This is a genomic window from Rhizobacter sp. P5_C2, assembly GCF_054049715.1.
This window is the reverse complement of record NZ_JBFULV010000050.1, coordinates 1-20,450: the sequence shown is the minus strand read 5'-3', so window position 1 is coordinate 20,450 and position 20,450 is coordinate 1. Positions and strand designations below refer to the sequence as shown.

The 20,450-nt window shown below is 67.3% G+C and carries 23 protein-coding genes; 10 read left to right on the top strand and 13 right to left on the bottom strand.

Annotated elements, in window-relative coordinates:
- Nucleotides 1–19: 19 nt before the first annotated feature.
- The 3 genes from ACXJLU_RS18930 to ACXJLU_RS18920 form a co-directional block, all read right to left on the bottom strand.
- Nucleotides 20–445 carry a DUF2784 domain-containing protein gene (locus ACXJLU_RS18930; RefSeq protein ID WP_457333588.1) on the bottom strand — a complete coding sequence of 142 codons (426 nt, stop codon included), beginning with the start codon at nt 443–445 and terminating at the stop codon, nt 20–22.
- 54 nt (nt 446–499) lie between these two features.
- A complete protein-coding gene (locus ACXJLU_RS18925; RefSeq protein ID WP_457333586.1) occupies nt 500–1,441 on the bottom strand; it encodes a PEP-CTERM sorting domain-containing protein in 942 nt (313 codons plus the stop codon).
- A 101-nt stretch (nt 1,442–1,542) separates the two neighbouring features.
- Nucleotides 1,543–2,583, bottom strand: a complete 1,041-nt coding sequence (locus ACXJLU_RS18920) for a sigma-70 family RNA polymerase sigma factor (RefSeq protein WP_457333584.1) — start codon at nt 2,581–2,583, stop codon at nt 1,543–1,545.
- Nucleotides 2,584–2,747: 164 nt separating this feature from the next.
- Here ACXJLU_RS18920 and ACXJLU_RS18915 point away from each other — a divergent pair, with 164 nt between their 5' ends.
- Nucleotides 2,748–3,539, top strand: coding sequence for an SDR family NAD(P)-dependent oxidoreductase (locus ACXJLU_RS18915; protein ID WP_457333582.1), 792 nt, complete (start codon nt 2,748–2,750; stop codon nt 3,537–3,539).
- On the opposite strand, the gene ACXJLU_RS18910 is transcribed toward ACXJLU_RS18915, so the two are convergent.
- Both ACXJLU_RS18910 and ACXJLU_RS18905 read right to left on the bottom strand, forming a co-directional pair.
- Nucleotides 3,536–3,811: a hypothetical protein gene (locus ACXJLU_RS18910; protein ID WP_457333580.1), complete on the bottom strand. Its 276-nt coding sequence runs from the start codon at nt 3,809–3,811 to the stop codon at nt 3,536–3,538. The two genes, ACXJLU_RS18915 and ACXJLU_RS18910, sit on opposite strands and share 4 nt — an antisense overlap.
- 76 nt (nt 3,812–3,887) lie before the next feature.
- Complete coding sequence (locus tag ACXJLU_RS18905; RefSeq protein WP_457333578.1) at nt 3,888–4,292, bottom strand: DUF3224 domain-containing protein; 405 nt, start codon at nt 4,290–4,292, stop codon at nt 3,888–3,890.
- Nucleotides 4,293–4,487: 195 nt separating this feature from the next.
- Between ACXJLU_RS18905 and ACXJLU_RS18900 the strand changes: the two genes are divergently transcribed.
- Genes ACXJLU_RS18900 through ACXJLU_RS18885 form a run of 4 tightly spaced genes read left to right on the top strand, consistent with a single transcriptional unit; the run spans nt 4,488 to nt 6,817 of the window.
- Nucleotides 4,488–5,231, top strand: a complete 744-nt coding sequence (locus tag ACXJLU_RS18900) for an AraC family transcriptional regulator (protein WP_457333576.1) — start codon at nt 4,488–4,490, stop codon at nt 5,229–5,231.
- 2 nt (nt 5,232–5,233) lie between these two features.
- Complete coding sequence (locus ACXJLU_RS18895; RefSeq protein WP_457333574.1) at nt 5,234–5,704, top strand: group II truncated hemoglobin; 471 nt, start codon at nt 5,234–5,236, stop codon at nt 5,702–5,704.
- Between the two features lie 41 nt (nt 5,705–5,745).
- Nucleotides 5,746–6,522 carry an Imm1 family immunity protein gene (locus ACXJLU_RS18890; protein WP_457333572.1) on the top strand — a complete coding sequence of 259 codons (777 nt, stop codon included), beginning with the start codon at nt 5,746–5,748 and terminating at the stop codon, nt 6,520–6,522.
- Between the two features lie 10 nt (nt 6,523–6,532).
- Complete coding sequence (locus tag ACXJLU_RS18885) at nt 6,533–6,817, top strand: hypothetical protein (protein ID WP_457333571.1); 285 nt, start codon at nt 6,533–6,535, stop codon at nt 6,815–6,817.
- A 147-nt stretch (nt 6,818–6,964) separates the two neighbouring features.
- On the opposite strand, the gene ACXJLU_RS18880 is transcribed toward ACXJLU_RS18885, so the two are convergent.
- The 4 genes from ACXJLU_RS18880 to ACXJLU_RS18865 form a co-directional block, all read right to left on the bottom strand.
- Nucleotides 6,965–7,522: a hypothetical protein gene (locus ACXJLU_RS18880; protein ID WP_457333569.1), complete on the bottom strand. Its 558-nt coding sequence runs from the start codon at nt 7,520–7,522 to the stop codon at nt 6,965–6,967.
- Between the two features lie 162 nt (nt 7,523–7,684).
- Entirely contained in the window at nt 7,685–8,071 is a 387-nt protein-coding gene (locus ACXJLU_RS18875) for a hypothetical protein (protein WP_457333567.1), read from the bottom strand.
- Complete coding sequence (locus ACXJLU_RS18870) at nt 8,068–8,361, bottom strand: hypothetical protein (RefSeq protein ID WP_457333565.1); 294 nt, start codon at nt 8,359–8,361, stop codon at nt 8,068–8,070. The genes ACXJLU_RS18875 and ACXJLU_RS18870 overlap by 4 nt, the downstream gene beginning before the upstream one ends.
- A gap of 221 nt (nt 8,362–8,582) precedes the next feature.
- On the bottom strand, nt 8,583–8,888 hold the full coding sequence (locus tag ACXJLU_RS18865) for a hypothetical protein (protein WP_457333563.1): 306 nt from the start codon (nt 8,886–8,888) through the stop codon (nt 8,583–8,585).
- A gap of 300 nt (nt 8,889–9,188) precedes the next feature.
- On the opposite strand from ACXJLU_RS18865, the gene ACXJLU_RS18860 reads away from it, so the two are divergent.
- Complete coding sequence (locus ACXJLU_RS18860; protein WP_457333561.1) at nt 9,189–10,154, top strand: hypothetical protein; 966 nt, start codon at nt 9,189–9,191, stop codon at nt 10,152–10,154.
- Between the two features lie 84 nt (nt 10,155–10,238).
- Here the strand turns inward: ACXJLU_RS18860 and ACXJLU_RS18855 are convergent, their stop codons facing one another.
- Nucleotides 10,239–10,658: a hypothetical protein gene (locus ACXJLU_RS18855; RefSeq protein WP_457333559.1), complete on the bottom strand. Its 420-nt coding sequence runs from the start codon at nt 10,656–10,658 to the stop codon at nt 10,239–10,241.
- Between the two features lie 141 nt (nt 10,659–10,799).
- Here ACXJLU_RS18855 and ACXJLU_RS18850 point away from each other — a divergent pair, with 141 nt between their 5' ends.
- Together ACXJLU_RS18850 and ACXJLU_RS18845 are read left to right on the top strand one after the other, a co-directional pair.
- Nucleotides 10,800–11,423, top strand: a complete 624-nt coding sequence (locus ACXJLU_RS18850; protein ID WP_457333557.1) for a histidine phosphatase family protein — start codon at nt 10,800–10,802, stop codon at nt 11,421–11,423.
- 128 nt (nt 11,424–11,551) lie between these two features.
- Nucleotides 11,552–12,574, top strand: coding sequence for an aldo/keto reductase (locus ACXJLU_RS18845; protein ID WP_457333555.1), 1,023 nt, complete (start codon nt 11,552–11,554; stop codon nt 12,572–12,574).
- Between the two features lie 4 nt (nt 12,575–12,578).
- Here the strand turns inward: ACXJLU_RS18845 and ACXJLU_RS18840 are convergent, their stop codons facing one another.
- Nucleotides 12,579–13,733: a hypothetical protein gene (locus ACXJLU_RS18840; RefSeq protein WP_457333554.1), complete on the bottom strand. Its 1,155-nt coding sequence runs from the start codon at nt 13,731–13,733 to the stop codon at nt 12,579–12,581.
- 87 nt (nt 13,734–13,820) lie between these two features.
- Between ACXJLU_RS18840 and ACXJLU_RS18835 the strand changes: the two genes are divergently transcribed.
- A complete protein-coding gene (locus ACXJLU_RS18835; protein ID WP_457333552.1) occupies nt 13,821–14,738 on the top strand; it encodes a dihydrodipicolinate synthase family protein in 918 nt (305 codons plus the stop codon).
- Here ACXJLU_RS18835 and ACXJLU_RS18830 read toward each other — a convergent pair whose 3' ends face one another.
- Both ACXJLU_RS18830 and ACXJLU_RS18825 read right to left on the bottom strand, forming a co-directional pair.
- On the bottom strand, nt 14,739–17,405 hold the full coding sequence (locus tag ACXJLU_RS18830; RefSeq protein WP_457333550.1) for a hypothetical protein: 2,667 nt from the start codon (nt 17,403–17,405) through the stop codon (nt 14,739–14,741).
- A 266-nt stretch (nt 17,406–17,671) separates the two neighbouring features.
- Nucleotides 17,672–18,784 (bottom strand): LacI family DNA-binding transcriptional regulator, encoded by a 1,113-nt coding sequence (locus ACXJLU_RS18825; protein ID WP_457333548.1) that lies wholly within the window; start codon nt 18,782–18,784, stop codon nt 17,672–17,674.
- A 169-nt stretch (nt 18,785–18,953) separates the two neighbouring features.
- On the opposite strand from ACXJLU_RS18825, the gene atzF reads away from it, so the two are divergent.
- Nucleotides 18,954–20,450: allophanate hydrolase (atzF, locus tag ACXJLU_RS18820; RefSeq protein WP_457333546.1), on the top strand; the 1,497-nt coding region annotated here is incomplete at its 3' end.

Genomic DNA, 20,450 nt, shown 5'->3' with positions numbered 1-20,450 from the left:
GTGTCGAGCCCGGCGAACCTTACACGCGGGTGGCGCCGGACTCGCGTCGACCGATAGGCTTCGGCGGGAATCGCCACCAGACGGCGACGACCGCCAGCCCGAACGCAGAGTACGCCACAGTGAACACCCATGGCGGCGCATCCCAGAACAGCACGGACTGCAGCCAGTGCTCGATGAAGCCGCCTGAATAGGTCGAGACCTTGGCTTGGGCGCGCAACCACATCTCGAGCGTGGTCAGCGGGCACTCGATGCCGAGCCAGGCTTCTGCGACGACGATGCCTATCGTGGCGAGGTGCAGCAGCCTGAACCAGAGCGAATTCACCACGCGCCAGCCGCGCAGATTGCCGACGACGATCAGCACCAGCCCGCCGACCACGAACAGCACGATGGCGATGTGCAGGATCAGGACGGCGTTGGCGAGCAGTTGGTAGGGCAGATCGGGCATCGCTCCCAGTTTGCCCTCAAGCCGCCAGACCGCTCAAGTGCCGAGCCGCATTCATCACGAAGAGCGGATGAGCAGGTCTGCCTCGCTGCCCGACCTTCGCCGCAGACCGATCAGCCCCACCCCCAGCAGCATTGCCATCCAGATCGACGGCTCCGGAACATCGGCGATCGGCAGGCTGCTGATGCTGCTGTCGATGTCGAAGCTGCCGAACAGGACCTCGCTCGATCGGTTGAAGACCGTCATCGACAGATGCCCGAAGGAATCGACGCTGTACGCGATGTCGTCCGCCGTGAACTGCCCGCCGTGCCCACGCGTGCCGTTGCGCGGGTCGTCATAGTGGATGGTGCCGAGCAGATAGAAGTCGAACATGTTGTGGTTGTCGCCCGGCGTGTCGTCGGTCTCTCGCCCCTCGAAACGCAGCGATGCAACGCCCAGTTCATTGCCCGCCATCACCGGAGTCAGGTGGCTCTCGTAGCGGGCTTCGAGCGGGCCTCCGCTGTAGTTGTAGCTCAGGGTCCCGGCGAGCGTGACCGACGAATGGGGATTGAGGGCGAAGGAGCGCCCCCAGTTCAGGTTGGCGAGGCCCATGTCGCTGAGTGATACGACCTGCCACGACATGCCGATACTGCCTTCGTGGAAGTGCGAGCCCGCGGACATCTCCACGTCTGGCGCCCATGCAAGCCGGCCCTGGGCGTCACCGAACGGGGCGCCGGCCAGGCCCGTGGCGCCGGGGTCCGTCGATTGGTAGGACGCGACGAGCGTGGGCGCCGCATCTTTCCAGTCGCGGATCAGGGTCATCCTGCTGGAATAGCGGTTGTCGGTGATCCAATAGCCAGCGGCACCCGAGGCGTCGGCTGCGGCGGCATCGCTTGCGAGCGACGGAAGACCATCGAGCGTGAATTCGACCGAGCCTGTGGCCGCGTGCCCGTGGGCGGCCATCGCGGCCAGCGTTGCGAGAGTTCCGAGAGTGGCGAGCCAGCGCTTCATGTCGTTCATCGACGCTCCCTTCGGACCTCCGTGGCCCGTCGGCTATTCAAGCGCAACGCCCTGCGCCGTGCAATGAAAGGGCCCTGCCGCGTTGCGGTCTCGCGGCACCGTCACGCGGGCAGTGCTGCGCACGGCGTGATTGCCTGCGGACCCGGCAGCGACGTTGGCAACCCGAACCACGGCAACAAGCTGCCGTCGAACCGGCTCATCGCGCTGATGCGTTCACCGTCGAGCGTGAGCACCACCAATCCCACGCCGGGGAACGGCCCGTCAGGCGTGCGCAAATAAGCGCCAAAAGCCGGCTGGCCATTCGCGCGCGTGGGCACGAGCGCAAACCGGCGATTCGCGCGGAAGACCAGCAGAAAGAAGCGCGCGACGATCTCGCGGCCGCGGTATTCCAGCGGCATCGGTGGCATCGACATGAAGACGTCGTCGGTGAGCAGCGCCACCAGCGCGTCGAGGTCGCCGGCCCCATAGGCATCGGCGAACTTCGCGACGATGGCCGCCTCGGCGCGTGACACCTCACCGACAGGCCCCGCGCGTTCCGCACTCGGCACCCACCGCCGCTGCAAACTGGCACGCGCCCGCTTCAGCGCGCTGTTGGCCGATTCCACCGTCGACTCCAGCATGCTCGCCACCTCGTTCGCGTGGAAACCGAGCACGTCGCGCAGGATCAGCACCGCGAGCTGGCGCGGCGGCAACACCTGCAGCGCCGCGACGAAGGCCAGCGAGATCGACTGCGCCTGCTCGTAGCGCGCCTCGGGGCCGACCGGCACCGCGATGGCCGCGTCGAGCATCGCATCGGGATACGGCTCGAGCCACGCGACCTCGCCCAGCTGCGTCGGCTCCGGCGGCTCGACGCCCGGCACGTTCCACTCCATCGCGGGACGCCGGCTGGCCGAGCGCAGCGCATTGAGGCAGCGGTTCGTCGCGATGCGGTAGAGCCAGGTGCGCATCGACGCGCGCTCCTCGAACCCCGCCAGGCCCTGCCAGGCATTGAGCAGCGTGTCTTGCAACGCGTCTTCAGCGTCTTGCAGCGAACCGAGCATGCGGTAGCAGTGCACCTGCAGTTCGCGCCGGTGCGGCTCGGTCAATGCGCGGAACGCGTCGGCATCGCCGGTCCGCGCACGAGAGATCAGGTCGGCTGTCATCGGATCGCACCCTCCTTGGGGCTATGGACACCGCGAAGGGCGCGAACTGGGCGCTCGGCGTGCGCCCGGTTTGCCGGTGCGCCGGTGTCTATCTCGACGACGGCGCCGATGCGCAAGGGCCGTCGCACTTCATCCCTCCATCGAAACACCGAAAGGAACCGACCATGATTCTGCAAGACAAGGTGGCCGTGATCTATGGCGCCGCAGGGGCGATCGGCGGCGCGGTCGCACGGGCCTTCGCGGCCGAAGGCGCAAGCGTCGTGCTCACCGGGCGGGCGAAGGCGCCGCTGGAGGCCGCGGCCCGCGAGATCGTCGCCGCGGGCGGACGCGCCGAGGCGGCCGAGGTCGACGCGCTCGACGAGCAGGCGGTGCAGGCGCACCTGCAATCGCTGGTGGAGCGACGGGGCCGCGTCGACATCTCGTTCAACGCGATCGGCGTCTCGGACAAGAAAATATTCGGCGTGCCGCTCGTCGAGCTGGACGCCGAGCGCTTCTCACTGCCGATCGCGGCCTACACGCGCTCGTACTTCATCACCGCGCGCCTGGCCGCGCGGCACATGATCCGCAGCAAGCCGGGGGTGATCATGACCGTCACCGCGCTGCCCGCGCGCAGCGGCACGCGCTTGAACGGAGGCTACGGCTCGGCCACCGCCGCCAAGGAGGCGCTCACGCGCGACCTCTCGGCCGAGCTCGCGCCGCACGGCATCCGCGTCGTCAACCTGCGGCCGCATGGCCTGCCGGAGACGAAGACGATGCGCGAGCTCTTCGACATCAAGGGCCCGCTGATGGGCCTGAGCTGGGAGCAGTTCAACGGCTACCTCGCCGGCACCACGCACCCGCGGCGCGTGATGGCGCTCCGGGAGGTGGCGGACATGGCGACGCTGATGGCGTCTGACCGCGCCAGCGGCATGACGGGCACCACCGTGAACCTGACGATGGGCAGCCTGGACGACTAGGCGGTGGTGCGACGTGCGCCGCTGCTGCTGCGCCAGCGCCTGGCATACGGCAGCGCGAACATGTAGAGGCCACTGAAGAGCAGCAGGAAGAGCGGGAGCAGCGGCGAGTAGGTCACCCACGCGGGGGGCTCGCCGCGCGCTCGCACGATGAAGTTGGCGACGACGGTCAGCGTGAAGGCGATCGACAGCCAGCGGTGGGACTGGCGAATCCAGTGGCTCCAGGTGGGAGCGAGCTCTGTCTGGCGACTCGTGAGTTCGATACCTTGGCACATGTGATCTCCTGGGGTTGGGATCCGCCTTTGTATCGTTCACGGTTGGCCGGCGCTTCTCCGAAACTGCGGAAGTGGCTCAGTCCGGCAAGCCCCAGTCGAACCGATACGAGTGCGCACTGCCCTCGCCGATGACGACCTCCATGCGCCCCGAGAGCCCGGCCAGCGCGCCGGTGCCCGAGCCAGGCACGACGGTGATGGACTGCTGCGGCACGCCGGCGGCCATCGTCGAGCTGTGCTGCAGCACGAAGCTGCCCTCGCGGCCGGCGAGCGTGCCACGCACGAGTTCCAGCGCGACGTAGCCGCCCGAGGTCTTGGCGGCGTCGCGCCACGACAGCATTTCTCCCTGGCTGGTGGCCTCGAGCTCGCCGTGGAAGCGCTTGTCGAGCGACATGCGGCCGAGGCCCGCAGGCGCGGCCACGTCGCTGAGCGGCTGCGGCGCGAGGGCCACGTCGAAGGGGCCGGTGGAATGGTGGGAACTCATGGGGATCTCCTGTCGGTGGGGGCGAAGACGCGGTGGAGGGACATGGCATCATCGTCCGGACTTGGCGATGCCCGCATTGGAATGCCCACCCCCGCGCTGCCGATTGGAAAAACGCGACGACCGGTCACGCAGGAGGCGCGCGGTGTGCTGCACCGTGTGGCCGAGGGCGCCTTCACACACGAGCGGGCCGCGCCGATGCCTGGGCTCGCAGACACCGTCGAGCACTTCTGGCGCGTGCGCTGGCGCCTTGCCGGCCGGCCCCCGCAGGTGCAGGAGACGCTGCCGCACCCGAACGTGCACATCGTCATCGAGCCCGGCCGCATGGCCGCGCACGGCGTTCACACCGGCCGCTGGACGACCTTGCTGGAGGGCGACTCGCAGGCCTTCGGCATCAAGTTCCGGCCCGGCGCTTTCCGCGGCATCCTGCAACGGCCGGTGTCCGAACTGGCCGACCGCCACCTGCCGCTGGCCGAGCTGTTCGGCACCGCTGCGCAGGTGCTGGCCGACGTGCTCGGGCATGAAGACATGGGCGATGCCGTGGAGGCCGCCGAGCGCTTCCTCGCACCACGCGTCCCCACGCCCGACCCGCAGGCGCTGCTGGCGGCGCACATCGTCGACTCGATCGTCAACGACCGCGAGCTCATCGCGGCCGCCGAGCTGGCCGAACGCCACGGCTTGACGCTGCGCGCGCTGCAACGGCTGTTCGCCGAGTACGTGGGAGTCGGCCCCAAATGGGTGATCCAGCGCTACCGGCTGCACGAGGCCGTCGCTCGCGTGCAAGCCGGCGAGCCGGTCTCGTGGGCAGCGCTGGCACAGGATCTCGGCTACTTCGACCAGGCGCATTTCATCGCGGACTTTCGCAAGCTCGTCGGACGTACGCCGGCTGACTACGCGACGGCGGTCAAGGTCCAATGCACACCCACTCGACAGGAATCCTGAAGATGACGACATCGACTCCCACGCTGTACCAGTGGCTCGGCGGCATCGATGCGCTGAACCGGCTGACCACGCGCTTCTATGAGCTCGTCGCACAGGACGAGTTGCTCGCGCCGGTGTTTGCGCACATGGGCGCGGAGCACCCTGCGCACGTAGCCGCCTTCCTCGCGGAGGTGCTGGGCGGCCCGGCGACCTATTCGGCGGCACACGGCGGGCACCCGCACATGATTCGCCAGCACCTGAACCGGCACCTGACGCAGGACAAGCGCCGGCGCTGGGTGGAGTTGCTGCTGTCGACCGCCGACGAACTCGGCATGCCCGATGATCCCGAGTTCCGCTCGGCACTCGTGGGCTACCTGGAGTGGGGATCGCGCCTTGCGGTCATCAACTCGCAACCGGGGGCGAGCGTCGATCCTGATGCGCCGATGCCGATGTGGGGCTGGGGCGAGGTCAAGGGGCCGTATGCGGGTGGATGAGCGGCACACGTCGACCCGTCAGCGCGAGTGCGAGAACCGCAGTGACTTCCTTCGTTCACATTGATCTGCCGATCTTCATCGGAAGCGACGTGGCCTGCGGCTACTTCGGATGCGACGTCGAGGTCGAACGCTTGCCGCAGAAGGACGAGTCATTTCCCTGGCCGAAGCCCTGGCTCATTGCATTCCGAGAGCTGTTCGAAGGGCAATCGACCCAGGTCTGGGGCAAGGCTGCCTGGGACTGGCCGCCTTCGGAGATCCACTTCACGTTATACGGGCTGGTGTGCGCTGATTGGGACGAGGCGCGTGCGCTTGTCCAGCACATCGAGCGTGTCTCGGGCTCCCTGTTCAACGGGCATGATCGATGGTGGAGCGCCGAGTGCGGGATCTCTGAGCGAGAACAAGTGCCGCGGCTCGACAAGCCGATCGAAGGAGGCGACGCAGCCATCTTCGAGGTGTCGGTGAACGGGCGGGCCGTCGGCATTGAGTCGGTCGAGCACTTGGGATGTTGGCTCCATGAGCTTGATGTGCAGAAGGAATTCGAACTCTGGATCACCGTCAAGGGCGGACCTTCGCTGTCCATGTTGCGCAACGGCGCAGATGCGTTCCTGATGTATGTCCGGGAGGCAGGAGACAGCGGATTCACGTCGGTCGGGAATGGCGACGCACCAGGTGAGGTTCAGTACCGGTTAAGCAATGGCCAGATCGACGAGCATCCGCGCTCGTGGTCCATCGACGTCGAACAAGGCTACAAAGCCGTTGCGTACTTCTACGTCAACGACGGCGCCCGCCCCGCCTGGATCCATTGGTCACCCAACTGAATCGGACGACGTGCATCCGCCCAGCTCAAAGCGCCTGCCCATGCCCAAAATCTTGCGGCCATACATGGTTGTCCGTGTAGTCGCGATCCGCGGTGATCGCTTCACAGGCCGGGAGGTCTTTTACAGCCGCCATCCGCGCTTGGGCGACACCGGAGCTGTCCTCGATGTGTACGAGAAGCCGGCACTCGCCTATGAAGTGGAATGCTCCGATCCAGCCACAGGCACGACCATTTGGCTTGAGCCCATGTACCCGGACGAAATCGAAGCATGCTCGGATGAACCATTGGTTCCCTAGCTTGGCGGCGGCGTCTTGGAAAGCGCCGATCGCCGAAGGCCTGATCGAGCGGGCATTTCGTGCGCAGCCCAAACTTGCTCTCGGCTACTTCGACCAGGCACATTTCATCGCGGACTTCCGGAAGCTGGTCGGGCGCACGCCGGCGGACTACGCGACGGCGGCCAAGGGGAATCGCTCGACTGCCTCGAGAGCCATGAAGGCCGGGTAGCTTTGAAGCGTCGGGAAGCGGCTGCGGTAGTAGCAGGCCCAGTAGCTCGTGACCCGCCGCCTCGTGGTTGCCATGAATGCTGGGTTCTCGCGCACGAACTCGGCGAACTGCGCAGAACTCGCGTCGGAGATGACGGTAGCTGCCGCTGCCTCGACGATCTCGACGACGTATTCGCCAATGAGCTGGACGACGAATGGCACGACCCAGGGCCGGCCAACGGCATCGAGCTCCCTTACGCATTCCTCGCGGATGTATCCGTCCCAGTGCCTGCTGCCGAGGCAGAGCGCGAGCATTCGGGTGTCGCCCGTTGAGCCTGCGATTGCCGATCGAAGATTGGCCGGCTCGTAGTAGACGCGGTAGGGAGCAGACAACTTTTCTCCCTGAACGAGCACCGTGAACCCTTGCATCGCCGGCGCAAGTTCTGCAACGCAGAGTGTGCGAAGCAGATCCAATGCGGCCGGCAGCAGCGCGGCGGGGAAGCTGGGGTGGTATGTCATGAGCGCACTCTGGTTCGAGCTTCATCGGTCGCCGACGATCGCGCCTGACTGCGGGCCGATGGCTCCGCGCAGGGGGCGATGGTAGGGCAATCGTCGGCGGCACCAATGCAGTCCTTCGCTTGCCGCTCGGAAACGGCCGGGTTTCTGACATGCCAAGAGGTGCTACAGAGGATCGAAAGGCCCGGCGCAGTCTTTAAGTCGAGCCAGCTCAACGTTCTGAACGACATCCCATCGCCGCCACGAGTAATGAAATAGCGTGGCTCTGGCCGGATGCATTGGCCGGTCCCCCTCGGCGACCTGGATGATTGCCGTGCCGGCACTCGGAAGGAAGCTGTGCAGGCTCGAAACCCACCGGCGATTCGGGTAAGAGCCCTGGAATTGTTCCTCCGTGATGACGGCGGTTGGAACCCACCCTGTCGGCGTTCTGGCCTCGAGCGCAAGGGAGTGGAAGTCCAGGCCATCTTCGCCATGCTTGACGTAGCGAAGCGCCAGTCGGCAATCGCCCGTCAGAGAGTTCAGCTCCTCGAGGGTGACGATGTCGCCGTTCATCTGCGGCCAGCCTCGCGTGATCGGGCTTTGCGCACATGCCTGCCTTCGATGGCAACGGCGTGATAGCCGGCATGCGTGCCCGCGCGAATGAAGAAGACGAGGACACCGTTGCCGTGGTCGTCCACCGATTTCACGCGCTTCACCGTGCCACGAATGTGTTCGAACACGACTTGGGTCTCCTGGCGGTAGGGTTCGCGCATGCCTTGAAGGTCGGGGACGGCCAGGATGCGAACCAGATCTCCGCGAACAACGACCGATCCGTCGCGGTCGGCAAAGCTATCTTTTGTCATCGGCGCAAGGCTACAGCCCCTCTCGTGCGAACGCGAACAACAAAAGCCCCGCACAGTGGGAGCGAACATCCATGCGTAGTCTTCGGCAGCGTCGCGGCAAGTACCTGTCGTCATTTCGGTTGCGCCCGCAGTCCACGACAATTCTCCGAGGCGCCGCACGGCGTCACCTACTCGGCGTCAGTAGGCAACCAACACTTTGGCAGCCACGCCACGAAACGAGGCTACGCCAATTCGAACACGCTGTCGGACGGCAACGCGTGTACGTTGGCGAGCTCGGGAAAGTCTGCAATCAAGAGATCAACCTCATTGAGGTCAGGAGTAGGTGAATCGCGCAAGGCACGCTTGGCTGCGCCTTCGAAGCGCAACGCAGCCTTGTAGTCGTTCGATCCTGGCCACGGACGACTCAACCGATAGACCTTGTAGAGCCCAGGCGCGATGCGCAAGCGCATTCCATCGAACGCAGAGACTCCGTAAACGGGTCGCCCGTCCTTGACTCGAAAATGGAAAGGGATCATTCCTGTGCTCATGTCGACTCCGGGTTGTTGGAGTGCCGACTATGGAACGAGAGCAGGCTGTGACGCGCACCCCTGCGGGCAGCCAAAAACGTCCGTTTAATCTCTTTCACCGGAGACCTTTGCGGCTTGTCATGTTTGGTGTCCTGTGCAATTCACGGCGCGAAAGAGCTACGGCACCGCCCTCCTGCGGCCGGACGAGGGCATGCTCCTTGACTGCCCATTCAGCACGATCCGTCAACAGTGGTCCTTGAACTAACACCGCTCCAACTACCAAGCTGGCAGGAACGGGCTTCCTGTAAGCTGGCCCGCACCATGAAGATTTCGGATTACAAGTACAGCCCTGACCTGTGCAGCGTGCCGGTGGTCCGTCACACAAAACTTGAGGCCTACCGGACGTTCCGCCGTGAGTGTTTAGAACGCCTCCAGGGTGATGCCGATACTTCTGTGTTGAGCCAGATGCTGAACCTGACTTGGTACACAGCAGTCTTCCGCACCCTGAACGAGTCTCGCCGACTCGAGGCAAACCGGCCTGTCAACGGCGCGATGTGGGAGCTGATGACGGCGGGATACTCAAACCTCATCACGATTGGTATCCGGCGCCTCGTCGACAAGCACACAGATGCCGATTCTGTGTGGAATGTCATCCGTCGCATCGAGCGGCGTCCCGAGTTGCTCACCCGTGAGAGCTTCGTCTGCCATGACGGGTTGCCCTTCGATCACGAGGCCGTCTTTGCAAAGCATCTCGAAAAATACAAGACCGAGCCGGGCCCCAAATGGGCCGCCACTCAAGGGCCCGAGGCGTTCGACACGTCGGCCCTGATGCATACGGCATTCGATGCACTGTGCGGCTACCCAGCAAAGCGCAAGCCGCTCGACAGTGTTGATGTCGCCATCTTCGCTACTCTGCGCGCCCAGCTAGAGCATCCGACGGTCGGCAAGGTCTGCACGATGGTCGACAAGACCATCGCGCATGCCGAGTTCATTTCACCGGGAGCGTTGGCAGTTCCGATTGCGACCTACAACGACGTTGACGAGGCGCTCGGCACCATCGCGCGCGTCTGCCAGTTCGTCTCCTGGAATATCTTGGGGGATGGGGGATTCGGCTCCATCGTCGAAACACCGCAGGCCGACGTGCTGGATGCCCTGGACCAGCCTTGGTGCCTGCCAGGCACGCTACCAGCTCTCGATCAGCACTGGCACGCCATAAGCCGTGCTATGAACGATTGGGTGACAACAACGGACCAAGAGCTGTTGCCGCCGAAGCCCACCAAGGGTTGACGGGTCGCCTGGTCTGACAGGTTCGACGGCGCCCGAGCTTGGCGCCGCGCGAAATTAAGCACCGACGCAAGAGGGAGCCGCTTCTCAACCCCGCTTCAGTTGCTTGTGCTTCTGCGGACTTTTTGCATGGGCAGGCTCGCGTAGGCGGCCGCCCTGCACCCACTCACCAAGGCGCGTGGCTTCATCGCTCAACAGCAGCAGCGATGCGATCCCCAAGCGTCGCAGCGCCCCTTGCCGGACTGGATCCAGCAGTGGCGGCGCGTCGTCCTCACTGCTGTAGCCGTCCCGTTCCAGCACGCACATCACTGCGCGCACGCCGTCGGTCACGTCGATAACCTTCTCGATCAGCTGATTCAGCGCGCGTGCTTCGATGTGCAGTTGATCGGTCGCCGGGTCTGTCCAACGGAAGGCCTCGAACAACGGTTTCGTCGACGGGTCTGGATCGACGGCCCGTGAATGCTGCGACTCGACCGCCCTTGCGTCTCTGGCTTTCCGGTTGCGCACCGCACATCTCCTGGCTCACGCGTTCAGTCGCCAGCCTACGAGCAAAGGCCGGATATCCCATTTCGGGATCACGCGGAGCCGCTTTCGTCCAAATCTTTAGTAGCCTTGGTGCATCAACCCGAGGCCCGACCTCGCCATCGCATGACCTCCATCTTCCTGATCCGCCACGCCGCCTACAACGAAGGCCAAGTCGACAACGCCGGCCCACGCGTCGACCTCGGGCTTTCAGACCAGGGGAAACTGCAAGCCCAAGCGCTCGCCGACCGCCTTCGCCAGAGCAAGGAAATCAAGCCCGACGCCTTCTACGCCAGCACCCTGCCCCGGGCCCGCCAAACCGCGGCGCTGTTGGCCCCAGCACTCGGCCTGCCCGCCGTGCTGCAAGAAAACCTGGAGGAATGGCGAAGCGGCGATGGGCACATGGACGAATCCGAATTCGCGGCCACCTGGCAAGGCCTGATCGACCGCGATCGGCCGTTCCATCGCTTCGTCGACGGCTGCGAAACCGCCATCGAGTTCAGCACCCGCGTGCAATCGGCGCTTCATGCCATCGTCAAGAAGCACTTGGGGCAAACCGTCGTGCTCGTGGTCCACGGCGGTGTGATCCAGGTGGCCTTCCAGCACTTCTTCGGCTATGGGGACGCCACGTTCCGCCGCGCCTACCCTGCGGCCGGCTACACCTCCATCACCCACTGGAACCTGCCAGTCAACACCAGCAAGTGGGTGCTCGAATCGTCGAACGACACGCATCACCTGAAGGGCACCTGAGAAGCTGACCGGCCTGTCCCGCCGGAAGAGCCGGTGGCCTGGATCGGCTCGCCGTCATCGTGCCGTTCAGAAGGCATGCATGGACCGGATCGTCAACAATCAGGGCACACCCCCTGATGGAGATTCGCATGGAACATCGCAGACTCGGCTCGAGCGGCTTCAAGGTCCCTGTCCTCAGCCTCGGCACCGGCACCTTCGGCGGCGGCGGCGAGTTCTTCGGCGCCTGGGGCAAGACCGATGCCGACGGCGCGCGCCGCCTGCTCGACATCTGCCTCGAGGCCGGCCTCAACATGTTCGACAGCGCCGACGTGTACTCCGCCGGCGCGGCCGAGAGCGTGCTCGGCCAGGCCATCGCCGGCCGGCGCGACAAGGTCATCCTCTCGACCAAGGCCACCTTCCGCCTCGGCACCGGGCCGAACGACGTCGGTTCGTCGCGCCACCACCTGCTCGATGCGGTGCACGCCTCGCTGAAGCGGCTCGGCACCGACTACATCGATCTCTTCCAGCTGCACGGCTTCGATGCGCAGACGCCGGTCGAAGAGACGCTGCGCACGCTCGACGACCTGGTGCGCGCCGGCAAGATCCGCTACCTCGGCGTGTCGAACTTCTCCGGCTGGCACCTGATGAAGTCGCTGGCCGCGTCGGAGCGGCTGGGCATCTCGCGCTACGTCGCGCACCAGGCGTACTACTCGCTGATCGGCCGCGACTACGAATGGGAGCTGATGCCGCTGGCGCTCGACCAGGGCGTCGGCGCGGTCGTCTGGAGCCCGCTCGGCTGGGGCCGCCTCACCGGCAAGATCCGCCGCGGCACCGGGCTGCCGGCACAGAGCCGCCTGCACAAGACCGCCGAGTTCGGCCCGCCGGTGCCCGACGAGCAGCTGTTCCGCGTGATGGACGCGATCGACGCCGTCGCGAAGGAGACCGGCAAGAGCGTGCCGCAGATCGCGTTGAACTGGCTGCTGCAGCGCCCCACGGTCGCGAACGTGATCATCGGCGCGCGCGACGAGGCCCAGCTGCGCGACAACCTCGGCGCGATCGGCTGGTCGCTCAGCCCTGCGGAGATGAAGCAACTCGACGAGGCCAGCGCGGTGACGAGACCGTACCCGTACTGGCACCAGGCGAGCTTCGAACGCAACCCGCCGCCGGTGTGACGGCTCAGGCCGGCGTCACGGCACCGGCCTCGACGTCTTCGTCAGCCGAGCCGGTGCGCGCCGGCCCCTCCCAGCGCGCTGGCTCGGGTGACCACCCGAGGGCTTGGGGCTTGTGCATCAGCGCGGCCACCGAGCTGCCCAGCTCGATGCCGAGCACCTCGCGCGCCGCCCCGGCGCCGGCATCGCCCTGGCTCACGGCCAGCGCGAAGCGTTCGAACAACGGCCAGTCGCGCGACAACTGCTGCACCAGGATGCGCGCCAGCTCGTACGACAGCAGGTTGCCGTCATCGGGCCGGTGGAACGAGCGACCTGACCAGAACTGTTGAACCTCCGCTTCGCCCCAGAAGCGCTCGTGCATGCGTTGCAGCTCGTGCGGCGTGTAGATCAGCCGCGGCGTGCCGGTCAAGCGGTGCTCGGTGTTGACGGCCAGGCCTTCGTCCAGCCAGGTCGGCAGGCGCAGGTGCGCGAGCGCGCTGTGCGTCATCTCGTGGGCGATCACCGGCTCGATCGCCGTCAGGTCGGCCCGCTTGACGAGGAAGTGCGGGCATCCCGCGTGCACGAACATCCCGCCGCTGAACGCGAAGACCTCGCCATCCGCGGGCTGGTCGGGGTAGTAGCACGCGACGTAGGCGTAGTAGTCCTCGTCGTGATCCATCACCAGCACGATGCTGCGCTGCTGCGCGGCCTGGCCCGCCAGCCGTCCGAGCACGCGCGAGACACGTTCGCGCGTGCGGGCCACGTAGGCGGCCGTGGCCAGCACGACGCGGTTCTCCAGCGACGACAGCACCCAGGCCTGTTCGGTCTCGTGCAGCCGGAAGTGATCGCCGAAGGCATCGCGCAGGTGCAGCAGCCAGGCCCGTTGTGCTTGTTCGGTGGCGCGTTGCCGCTCGGGTTCATCGGCGATGCCGTCGATCCACGCGTGAGCGGCGCGCCAGTCCATGAACGGCAGGCCATCGACGAGTCCCATGTGCTCCTGCAGTGCGAACGGCGGCACGCCGGGTGCATCCAGCCGCAGCGGAGCGGCCTCGGTGCGCATGCCGGGCAACTCTTGTGACGCGGCGTGTGTCGGGTGCGTGCGCCTGACCCGTTCGGCCCGGAACCAGAAGACGGCGACCAGGGCGGTGAGCGCGAGCAGCGAGAGGACGATCGGCAATGTCATGGGGCGCGATTGGAACAGCGCGACGATCGCTTTGGCAAATGCGAAACTGCTCGACTGCGACATCTGCTACCCAACGAGGATCCAGCCATGACTGCGCGATACCAGGGCGTGTTCCCGGTGGTGCCCACCACCTTCACCGACAGCGGCGAGCTCGACCTGCCGAGCCAGAAGCGCTGCGTCGATTTCATGATCGATGCCGGCTCGACCGGGCTGTGCATCCTCGCCAACTTCTCCGAGCAGTTCGTCATCGCCGATGCCGAGCGCGAGCTGCTGACGAGCACCATCCTCGAGCATGTGGCCGGCCGCGTGCCGGTGATCGTGACGACCACGCACTTCAGCACGCGGTTGTGCATCGAGCGCAGCCTGCGCGCGCAGCAGCAGGGCGCGGCGATGGTGATGGCGATGCCGCCGTACCACGGCGCGACACTGCGCGTGCCGGAGGCTCAATCGGTCGAGTTCTTCTCGCGCCTGTCCGAGGCGCTGGCGATTCCGATCATGGTGCAGGACGCGCCGGTCAGCGGCACCACGCTGAGCGCGGCCACGCTGGCACGCATCGCGCGCGAGACCGCGAACGTGCGCTACTTCAAGATCGAGGTGCCGCAGGCGGCCGCGAAGCTGCGCGACCTGATCGCGTTGGGCGGCGATGCGATCGAGGGCCCGTGGGACGGCGAGGAAGCGATCACGCTGCTGGCCGACCTCGATGCCGGCGCCACCGGTGCAATGACCGGCGGCGGCTTCCCGGACGGCATCCGGCAGATCGTCGATGCCTTCGCGGCGGGCGACCGCGAGGGCGCGGTCGCGGCCTATGCGAAGTGGCTGCCGCTGATCAACTTCGAGAACCGCCAGGGCGGCTTCCTGAGCGCGAAGGCGCTGATGAAGGAAGGCGGCGTCATCGCCTGCGATGCGCCGCGGCATCCGTATCCGCCGATGCACCCGGCCACGCGTGCCGGGTTGCTCGATGCGGCGCGGCGGCTGGATCCGCTGGTGCTGCGCTGGAGCCAGTGATCAGTTGGGCCACATCCGTGTGGTCCAGTCGCTGAAGGTCTTCAGCCGCTGCGCCTCGGCGCCATGGTTGCGCGCCGAGATCACGCTCCAGCTGGTGTACTGCTCGGTCGTCCAGTCGACCCAGCCGCCCACCAGGTGCGGTTGCCCCTTGCTGTTCAGCGGCAGCGGCGTGCGCTTCGCATCCAGGCAGAACCGGAAACCCGACTTGACCTCCGACTCGGTGCCGAACATCGCATTCGGATCGCAACGCCGCCACTGCTCGTAGGTGGTGTTCGCATACAGCGTGTTGTAGGCCGAGATCGTGCTGTTGATGAACATCAGGTGCAGCCCCGGCGTCACGCTGTCGAGCTGGCGGAAGCGCGTCTTCTCGTAGTCGTCCGGCCCGCGGTCGACCACCTCGCCGACACCCAGCTTGTGGTTCGCGAGATCGGCCTTGCTCTGCAGCCCCTTGTTCTTGAACAGGTTGTTCGGGTCGGTCGGGTCCGGCACGTTGAACGGCAGGTTGGTGTTGGCCAGCTGCGCGAGCTTGGTGCGCACCTGGAAGTAGCGCGCCAGGTGCATCGCCGACACCGCCGCCGGCGCCTTGGCCGTCACCAGGTCGTCGACCACTGCGGTCGTGAAGCCCATGTGGTACGGCCAGTCCATCGGCCCCTCGGACGCACCCGGCCAGCCCGGGTTCACCGTCATCTGCAGCTGGTACCACTGGTTCGTGCGGTAGAACGACACCAGCCGCGGCTCCCACGAGAAGTAGTTCTCGCGGCCGTTCACCGGCACGTACAGGATGTGCGGCGCCATGTAGAACACGCTGGGCCAGCTGAACGGCCAGCCGCGCTTCTCGCCGACACCCACCCACTGCCCGCTCGCATTGCGCGAGCCGTGCAGCACGTCCTGCGGTCCTTCGAGGCCGTAGGTGTGGGCCAGCTCCCACTGCTTCACGCCCATCCAGCGGATCACGCCGAACAGCGCGCGCTCGATGAAGGCTTCCTTCGTGAAGGCCGCCGGCAGGTTGGCCGCGCTCGCGGTCTGTGCCGACATCAGCGCCTGCAGCTTCTTGCCGCCGATCTCGCCGCCATACGGGTTGGCCGGGTCGCCGGAAACGCGCGAGCCGCGGCCGCCGCCGGCGAAGTCGATGGTCTTGCCGCCGACGTCGCCCAGCCAGGCCTGCGCACGCTCGCGCAGCTCAGGCGTCAGGTGGCTCCAGTCGCCGTACTGGCCGTTCGGGTTCTTGTTGGCCTTCAGGAAATCGCTGATGCGCTTGACGAGCTTGATCGGGTTCGAACCGTCGTCGCCCTTGGTCTCGAACAGGCCTTGCGTCTGCCCGGCCTCGGGCGCCCAGATGTCGAGCGGGCTCTCGATCGGCAGCCACGCGCTCCAGTCCGGGAACTGCAGCGGCACCGGCATCTCGCGCGTGTTCAGCAGCTTGCCCGGGGTCGGGTCCATCGCGGCGTCGAGCTCGGCCTGCGTCACCGCGGCGGTGCTGTTCGCGGCCTTGCCGGTGAACACGTTGACGAAGGACTTCGCGTCCGGCAGCACCGCATCGAGGCCGGCGCCCGCCGCCCACTCGGCGATCGGCTTGCTGTCGAGGCCGGGGCCCGGCTGGTACGGCGGGTTCCACGGCGTGGCTTGCGCGACGTGCGGCACCTTGTCGTAGAGCGCCGCGCGCAGGTAGGCGGCGATCTGCCGGCCCTGGGTCTCGCTCAGCCCGTGGAAGCGCGAGCGCTGCACGATCGAGTTGTTCGAGAAGTTGAAGTACTGCAGGTCGCGGCCATCGCTCGCGTGGCACGACGAGCAGGCGGCGCGGATCTTCGTGTTGACGATCGGCGACTTCACCAGCAGGTTGGTGCCGCTCCACAGCGCCTGGCCGGCGGTCGAGTCGGCCGATGCGGTGCGGCCGGCCGTCTTCTCGGCGCCGATGTCGGCCCACTGCCTGGTCATCGCCAGCAGGTTCTTGCCGCCGTCGTCCTGCAACTGCAGGTCGAGGATGCGGTAGCCGTTGGAGCTGCCATCGGTGCCGTTGAAGCGGAACTCGATGCGGTTGCCGGCGGAGGCCACCAGCCGCCCGCGCGTGGTGGCATCGAGCGGCACGCTGAAGCGGATCGTCAGCAGCCCGCCGTTGACGCCGCCGTGCGAGCGCTCGACGTCGGGCAGTGTGACGGTGGCGTCGCTGATGTCGATCCACGGCGCGGCGCTGCCGTTGACGGCGCCGACGATGCGCAGGCTGCCGGCGATCTTCGTCACCGGCTTCGACAAGGCCTGGTACTCGGGCGAGTTGTAGAAGCCGCAGCGGTGGCACTGCACTGCCAGGCGGGTGGCCTGCGCAGCGGCGGTGGCGTCGAGCGTCAGGTCGGTGGCGACGATGGTCGGGGCGTCCGGGGCGCCGGCGCCGAGCACTTCGATCGGCAGCGCGAGCGCGGCGGCGGATGGCGCGGGGGCGGGTGCTGGCGCAGGCGATGGGGCCGGTGCCGGTGCGGGCGGTGGGGAAGGTGCGGGAGATGGCGCAGGCGCCGGAGCCGGGGCAGGAGAAGGTGCGGGCGCAGGGGCCGGCGGATTGGCACCGCTGTTCGGTGCCGGCGCGGCCTCATCGTCCTTCGCGCCGCCGCATGCCGCCAGCGCCACGCAGGCTGCCAGCATCGCGAGCCTGCTCTTCGTGATCAACCGCTTCTCCATCTACTGCCCCTGTGTCGAATTGTTCGCGCCAGCGCGGTGACACAAGGCATGCAGGAAACGCACCGTGCGGCGATCAAGGTGAAACCGGTTCCATCGTTCGAATCTCGACGTTTTTCGCCAGGTTTCCTCTGCGCGAAGTCGATGGATCCGATCCGCAGACGCGATGGCGTCGACGCGCCCTGTCGAAGGTGTGTGGAACCGTTACCAGCCCCCTCCCGCCCCGGCACCAACCCTTCGACAGGCTCAGGGCGAACGGATTCTTCCGTTCAGCGCTTCAACTGCCGCGTCGACTCGCGCGTCACCAGCAGCGGCGGCGGCAGCTCGCCCTCCGGCGCTTCCCCACGCAGCATCGCCAGCACCGCGATCGCGCCCAACTCTCCGAGCTGGTAGATCGGCTGGCGGATCGTCGTCAACGGCGGGATCGAATATTGCGAGCCCGGCAGGTCGTCGAAGCCGACCAGCGCCACGTCATCCGGGATGCGCAGGTTGCGCCGGTACAGCCCGAGCGCCGCGCCATACGCCGTCTGGTCGTTGGCCGCGAAGATCGCGCTGAAGTCGATGCGCGATTCGATCAGGTGGCTCACCGCCTTCAGCCCGCTGGCCTCGTTGAAATCGCCCTGCACCACCAGCGTCGGGTCATACGCGATGCCGGCCTCCTTCAGCGCGCGGCGGTAGCCCTCCTTGCGCTCGCGGGCATCGGCATGCTCGCGCGGGCCGAGGATGTGCACGATTCGCCGGTGGCCGAGCTCGATCAGGTGCCGCGTCGCCATGCGCGCGGCCTCGACGTTCGCGAAGTTCAGGCTGTACAGGCCGGGGCCCGACAGCTGGCGCCCGGTCACCACCGTCGGCACGCGCCGCGCCACCTGCATCAGCGTCTCGTCGGGCAGCCGGCCGGTGAACATGATCATGCCGTCGACACGGCGCGACAGCAGCAGGTCGACGCACTTCTTCTCGTCGGCGGCCGTCCAGTGGCCGCTCGCGAACAGCGGCATGTAGCCGGCCGCGCCCAGCACCGCCTCGATGCCGCGCAGGCCTTCGCCGTAGTACGGGCTGTCGATCGACTGCGTGACGACGCCGATGCTCAGCGTGCGCCCGCCGGCCAGCCCGCGCGCCACCGGGTTCGGCATGAAGCCCAGCGTGGCGATCGCGGCATCGACCGCGTGCTGCTTGGTGGGGCTCACCTTCGCGCTGCCGTTCAGGATGCGCGAGACCGTGCTCGACGATACGCCCGCCAGGTCGGCCACCATCTGCAGCGTCACCGACGTGTCGGTCACGGTGACCGCCGCGGCCGGCGCGCGCTTGCGCACTGCCTTGGCGCCGCCGGGCGGCGTGAGCTTCGCGGTGGTCTTGCGGGGGACCTTCTTGGAGATCGCCTTCATGCGTGGCCGTGCTGCTGTGAGGGAATCGAAAAGTGTACGTTCGTGCATCGATCCCGGGCCGCTTTGAAACACCCCCGAAGGAGCGTATCGGCACCCGCGCAACATGAGGGAAAACCATGGCTCGCAACTTGCATACAAGATCGCATTCACGATTCAGGAGCCCGACCCCATGCCCCTCGAGCCACGGACCTTGCGTGAACTGCAGCAGGCGCTGCGCGAAGGCACCCTGACGGTGCGCCGCCTGATGGAGCGCGTGCTGCATGAGCGTGCACGGCACGCGGCCTCGGCCTGGATCGCTGCGCGGACCGACGCCGAGTTGCTGGCCGAAGCCGATGCCTGCGATGCCCGCGCGCGCGGCGAAGGCGCGGCGCTGTGGGAGCGGCTGCCGCTGTTCGGCCTGCCGTTCGCGGTGAAGGACAACATCGACGTGGCCGGGCTGCCGACCACCGCCGCGTGCCCCGGCTTCGCGAGCGGCCCCGCCGCGCGCCATGCGACCGCGGTGCAGCGGCTGGTCGATGCCGGCGCCATTCCCGTCGGCAAGACCAACCTCGACCAGTTTGCGACCGGCCTGGTCGGCACGCGCTCGCCCTATGGCGCGGTGCCGAACCCGTTCGATGCGGCGCATGTGAGTGGCGGTTCCAGTTCGGGCTCGGCCTATGTGGTCGCGACCGGCCAGGTGCCGTTCGCGCTCGGCACCGACACTGCGGGTTCGGGCCGGGTGCCGGCCGGTTTCTGCCACATCAGCGGGCTGAAGCCGACCAAGGGCTGGCTGCCGTCGACCGGCGTGGTGCCGGCCTGCCGCAGCCTCGACTGCATCTCGGTGTTCGCGTTGACGCCGGAAGACGCCTGGGCGGTCGCGAGCCAGGCCGCCGGGCCCGATCCGCAGGACCCGTTCAGCCGCACGGCGCTGCCGCCCAAGCTGCGGCTGGATGCGCTGCAGGACCTGGTGGTCGGCGTGCCCGACCCGCTGGAGTTCTTCGGCGACACCCAGGCGCGCGATGCCTTCGACGCCGCGCTGCAGCGCCTGCGCGAGCGCGGCTGCAAGCTGGTGCCGGTGCCGTTCGAGCCGCTCGCGCGCGTTGCCGCGCTGCTGTACCAGGGGCCGTGGGTGGCCGAGCGCTATGCCGCGGTCGGCGCCTTCCTCGACGGCCACCCGCCCGGCGCCGACCCCACCGTCACCGCGATCGTGCGCAGCGGCCGCGCGCCGGCCGCGCACGAGCTGTTCGACGCGCAGTACACGCTGGCCGCGGCGCAGCGGCAAGCCGCCGCGATGTGGGCGCAGGTGGCGGTGCTGGTGGTGCCGAGCGCGCCGACCCACCCGACGCAGGCCGCGCTGCAGGCCGATCCGTTCGAGCCGAACCGGCGCCTCGGCCACTACACCAACTTCGTCAACCTGCTCGACATGGCCGCCCATGCGCTGCCCGGCCCGATGCGCGCTGACGGCCTGCCGGCCGGCGTGACGCTGATCGGGCCGGCGTTCAGCGATTTCGCGCTGGCCGGGCTCGCGGCCACGCTGGCGCGCGTGTTCGAGCCGACCGCCGGCGTGATGCGCCAGCCGATCGGCGCAGCGCCGGTGCTCGCCGCGAGCGCGCCGGCGCAGCCGCTGCGGCTGGTCGTCGTCGGCGCGCACATGAGCGGGCTGGCGCTGAACTGGCAGCCTGGCAGC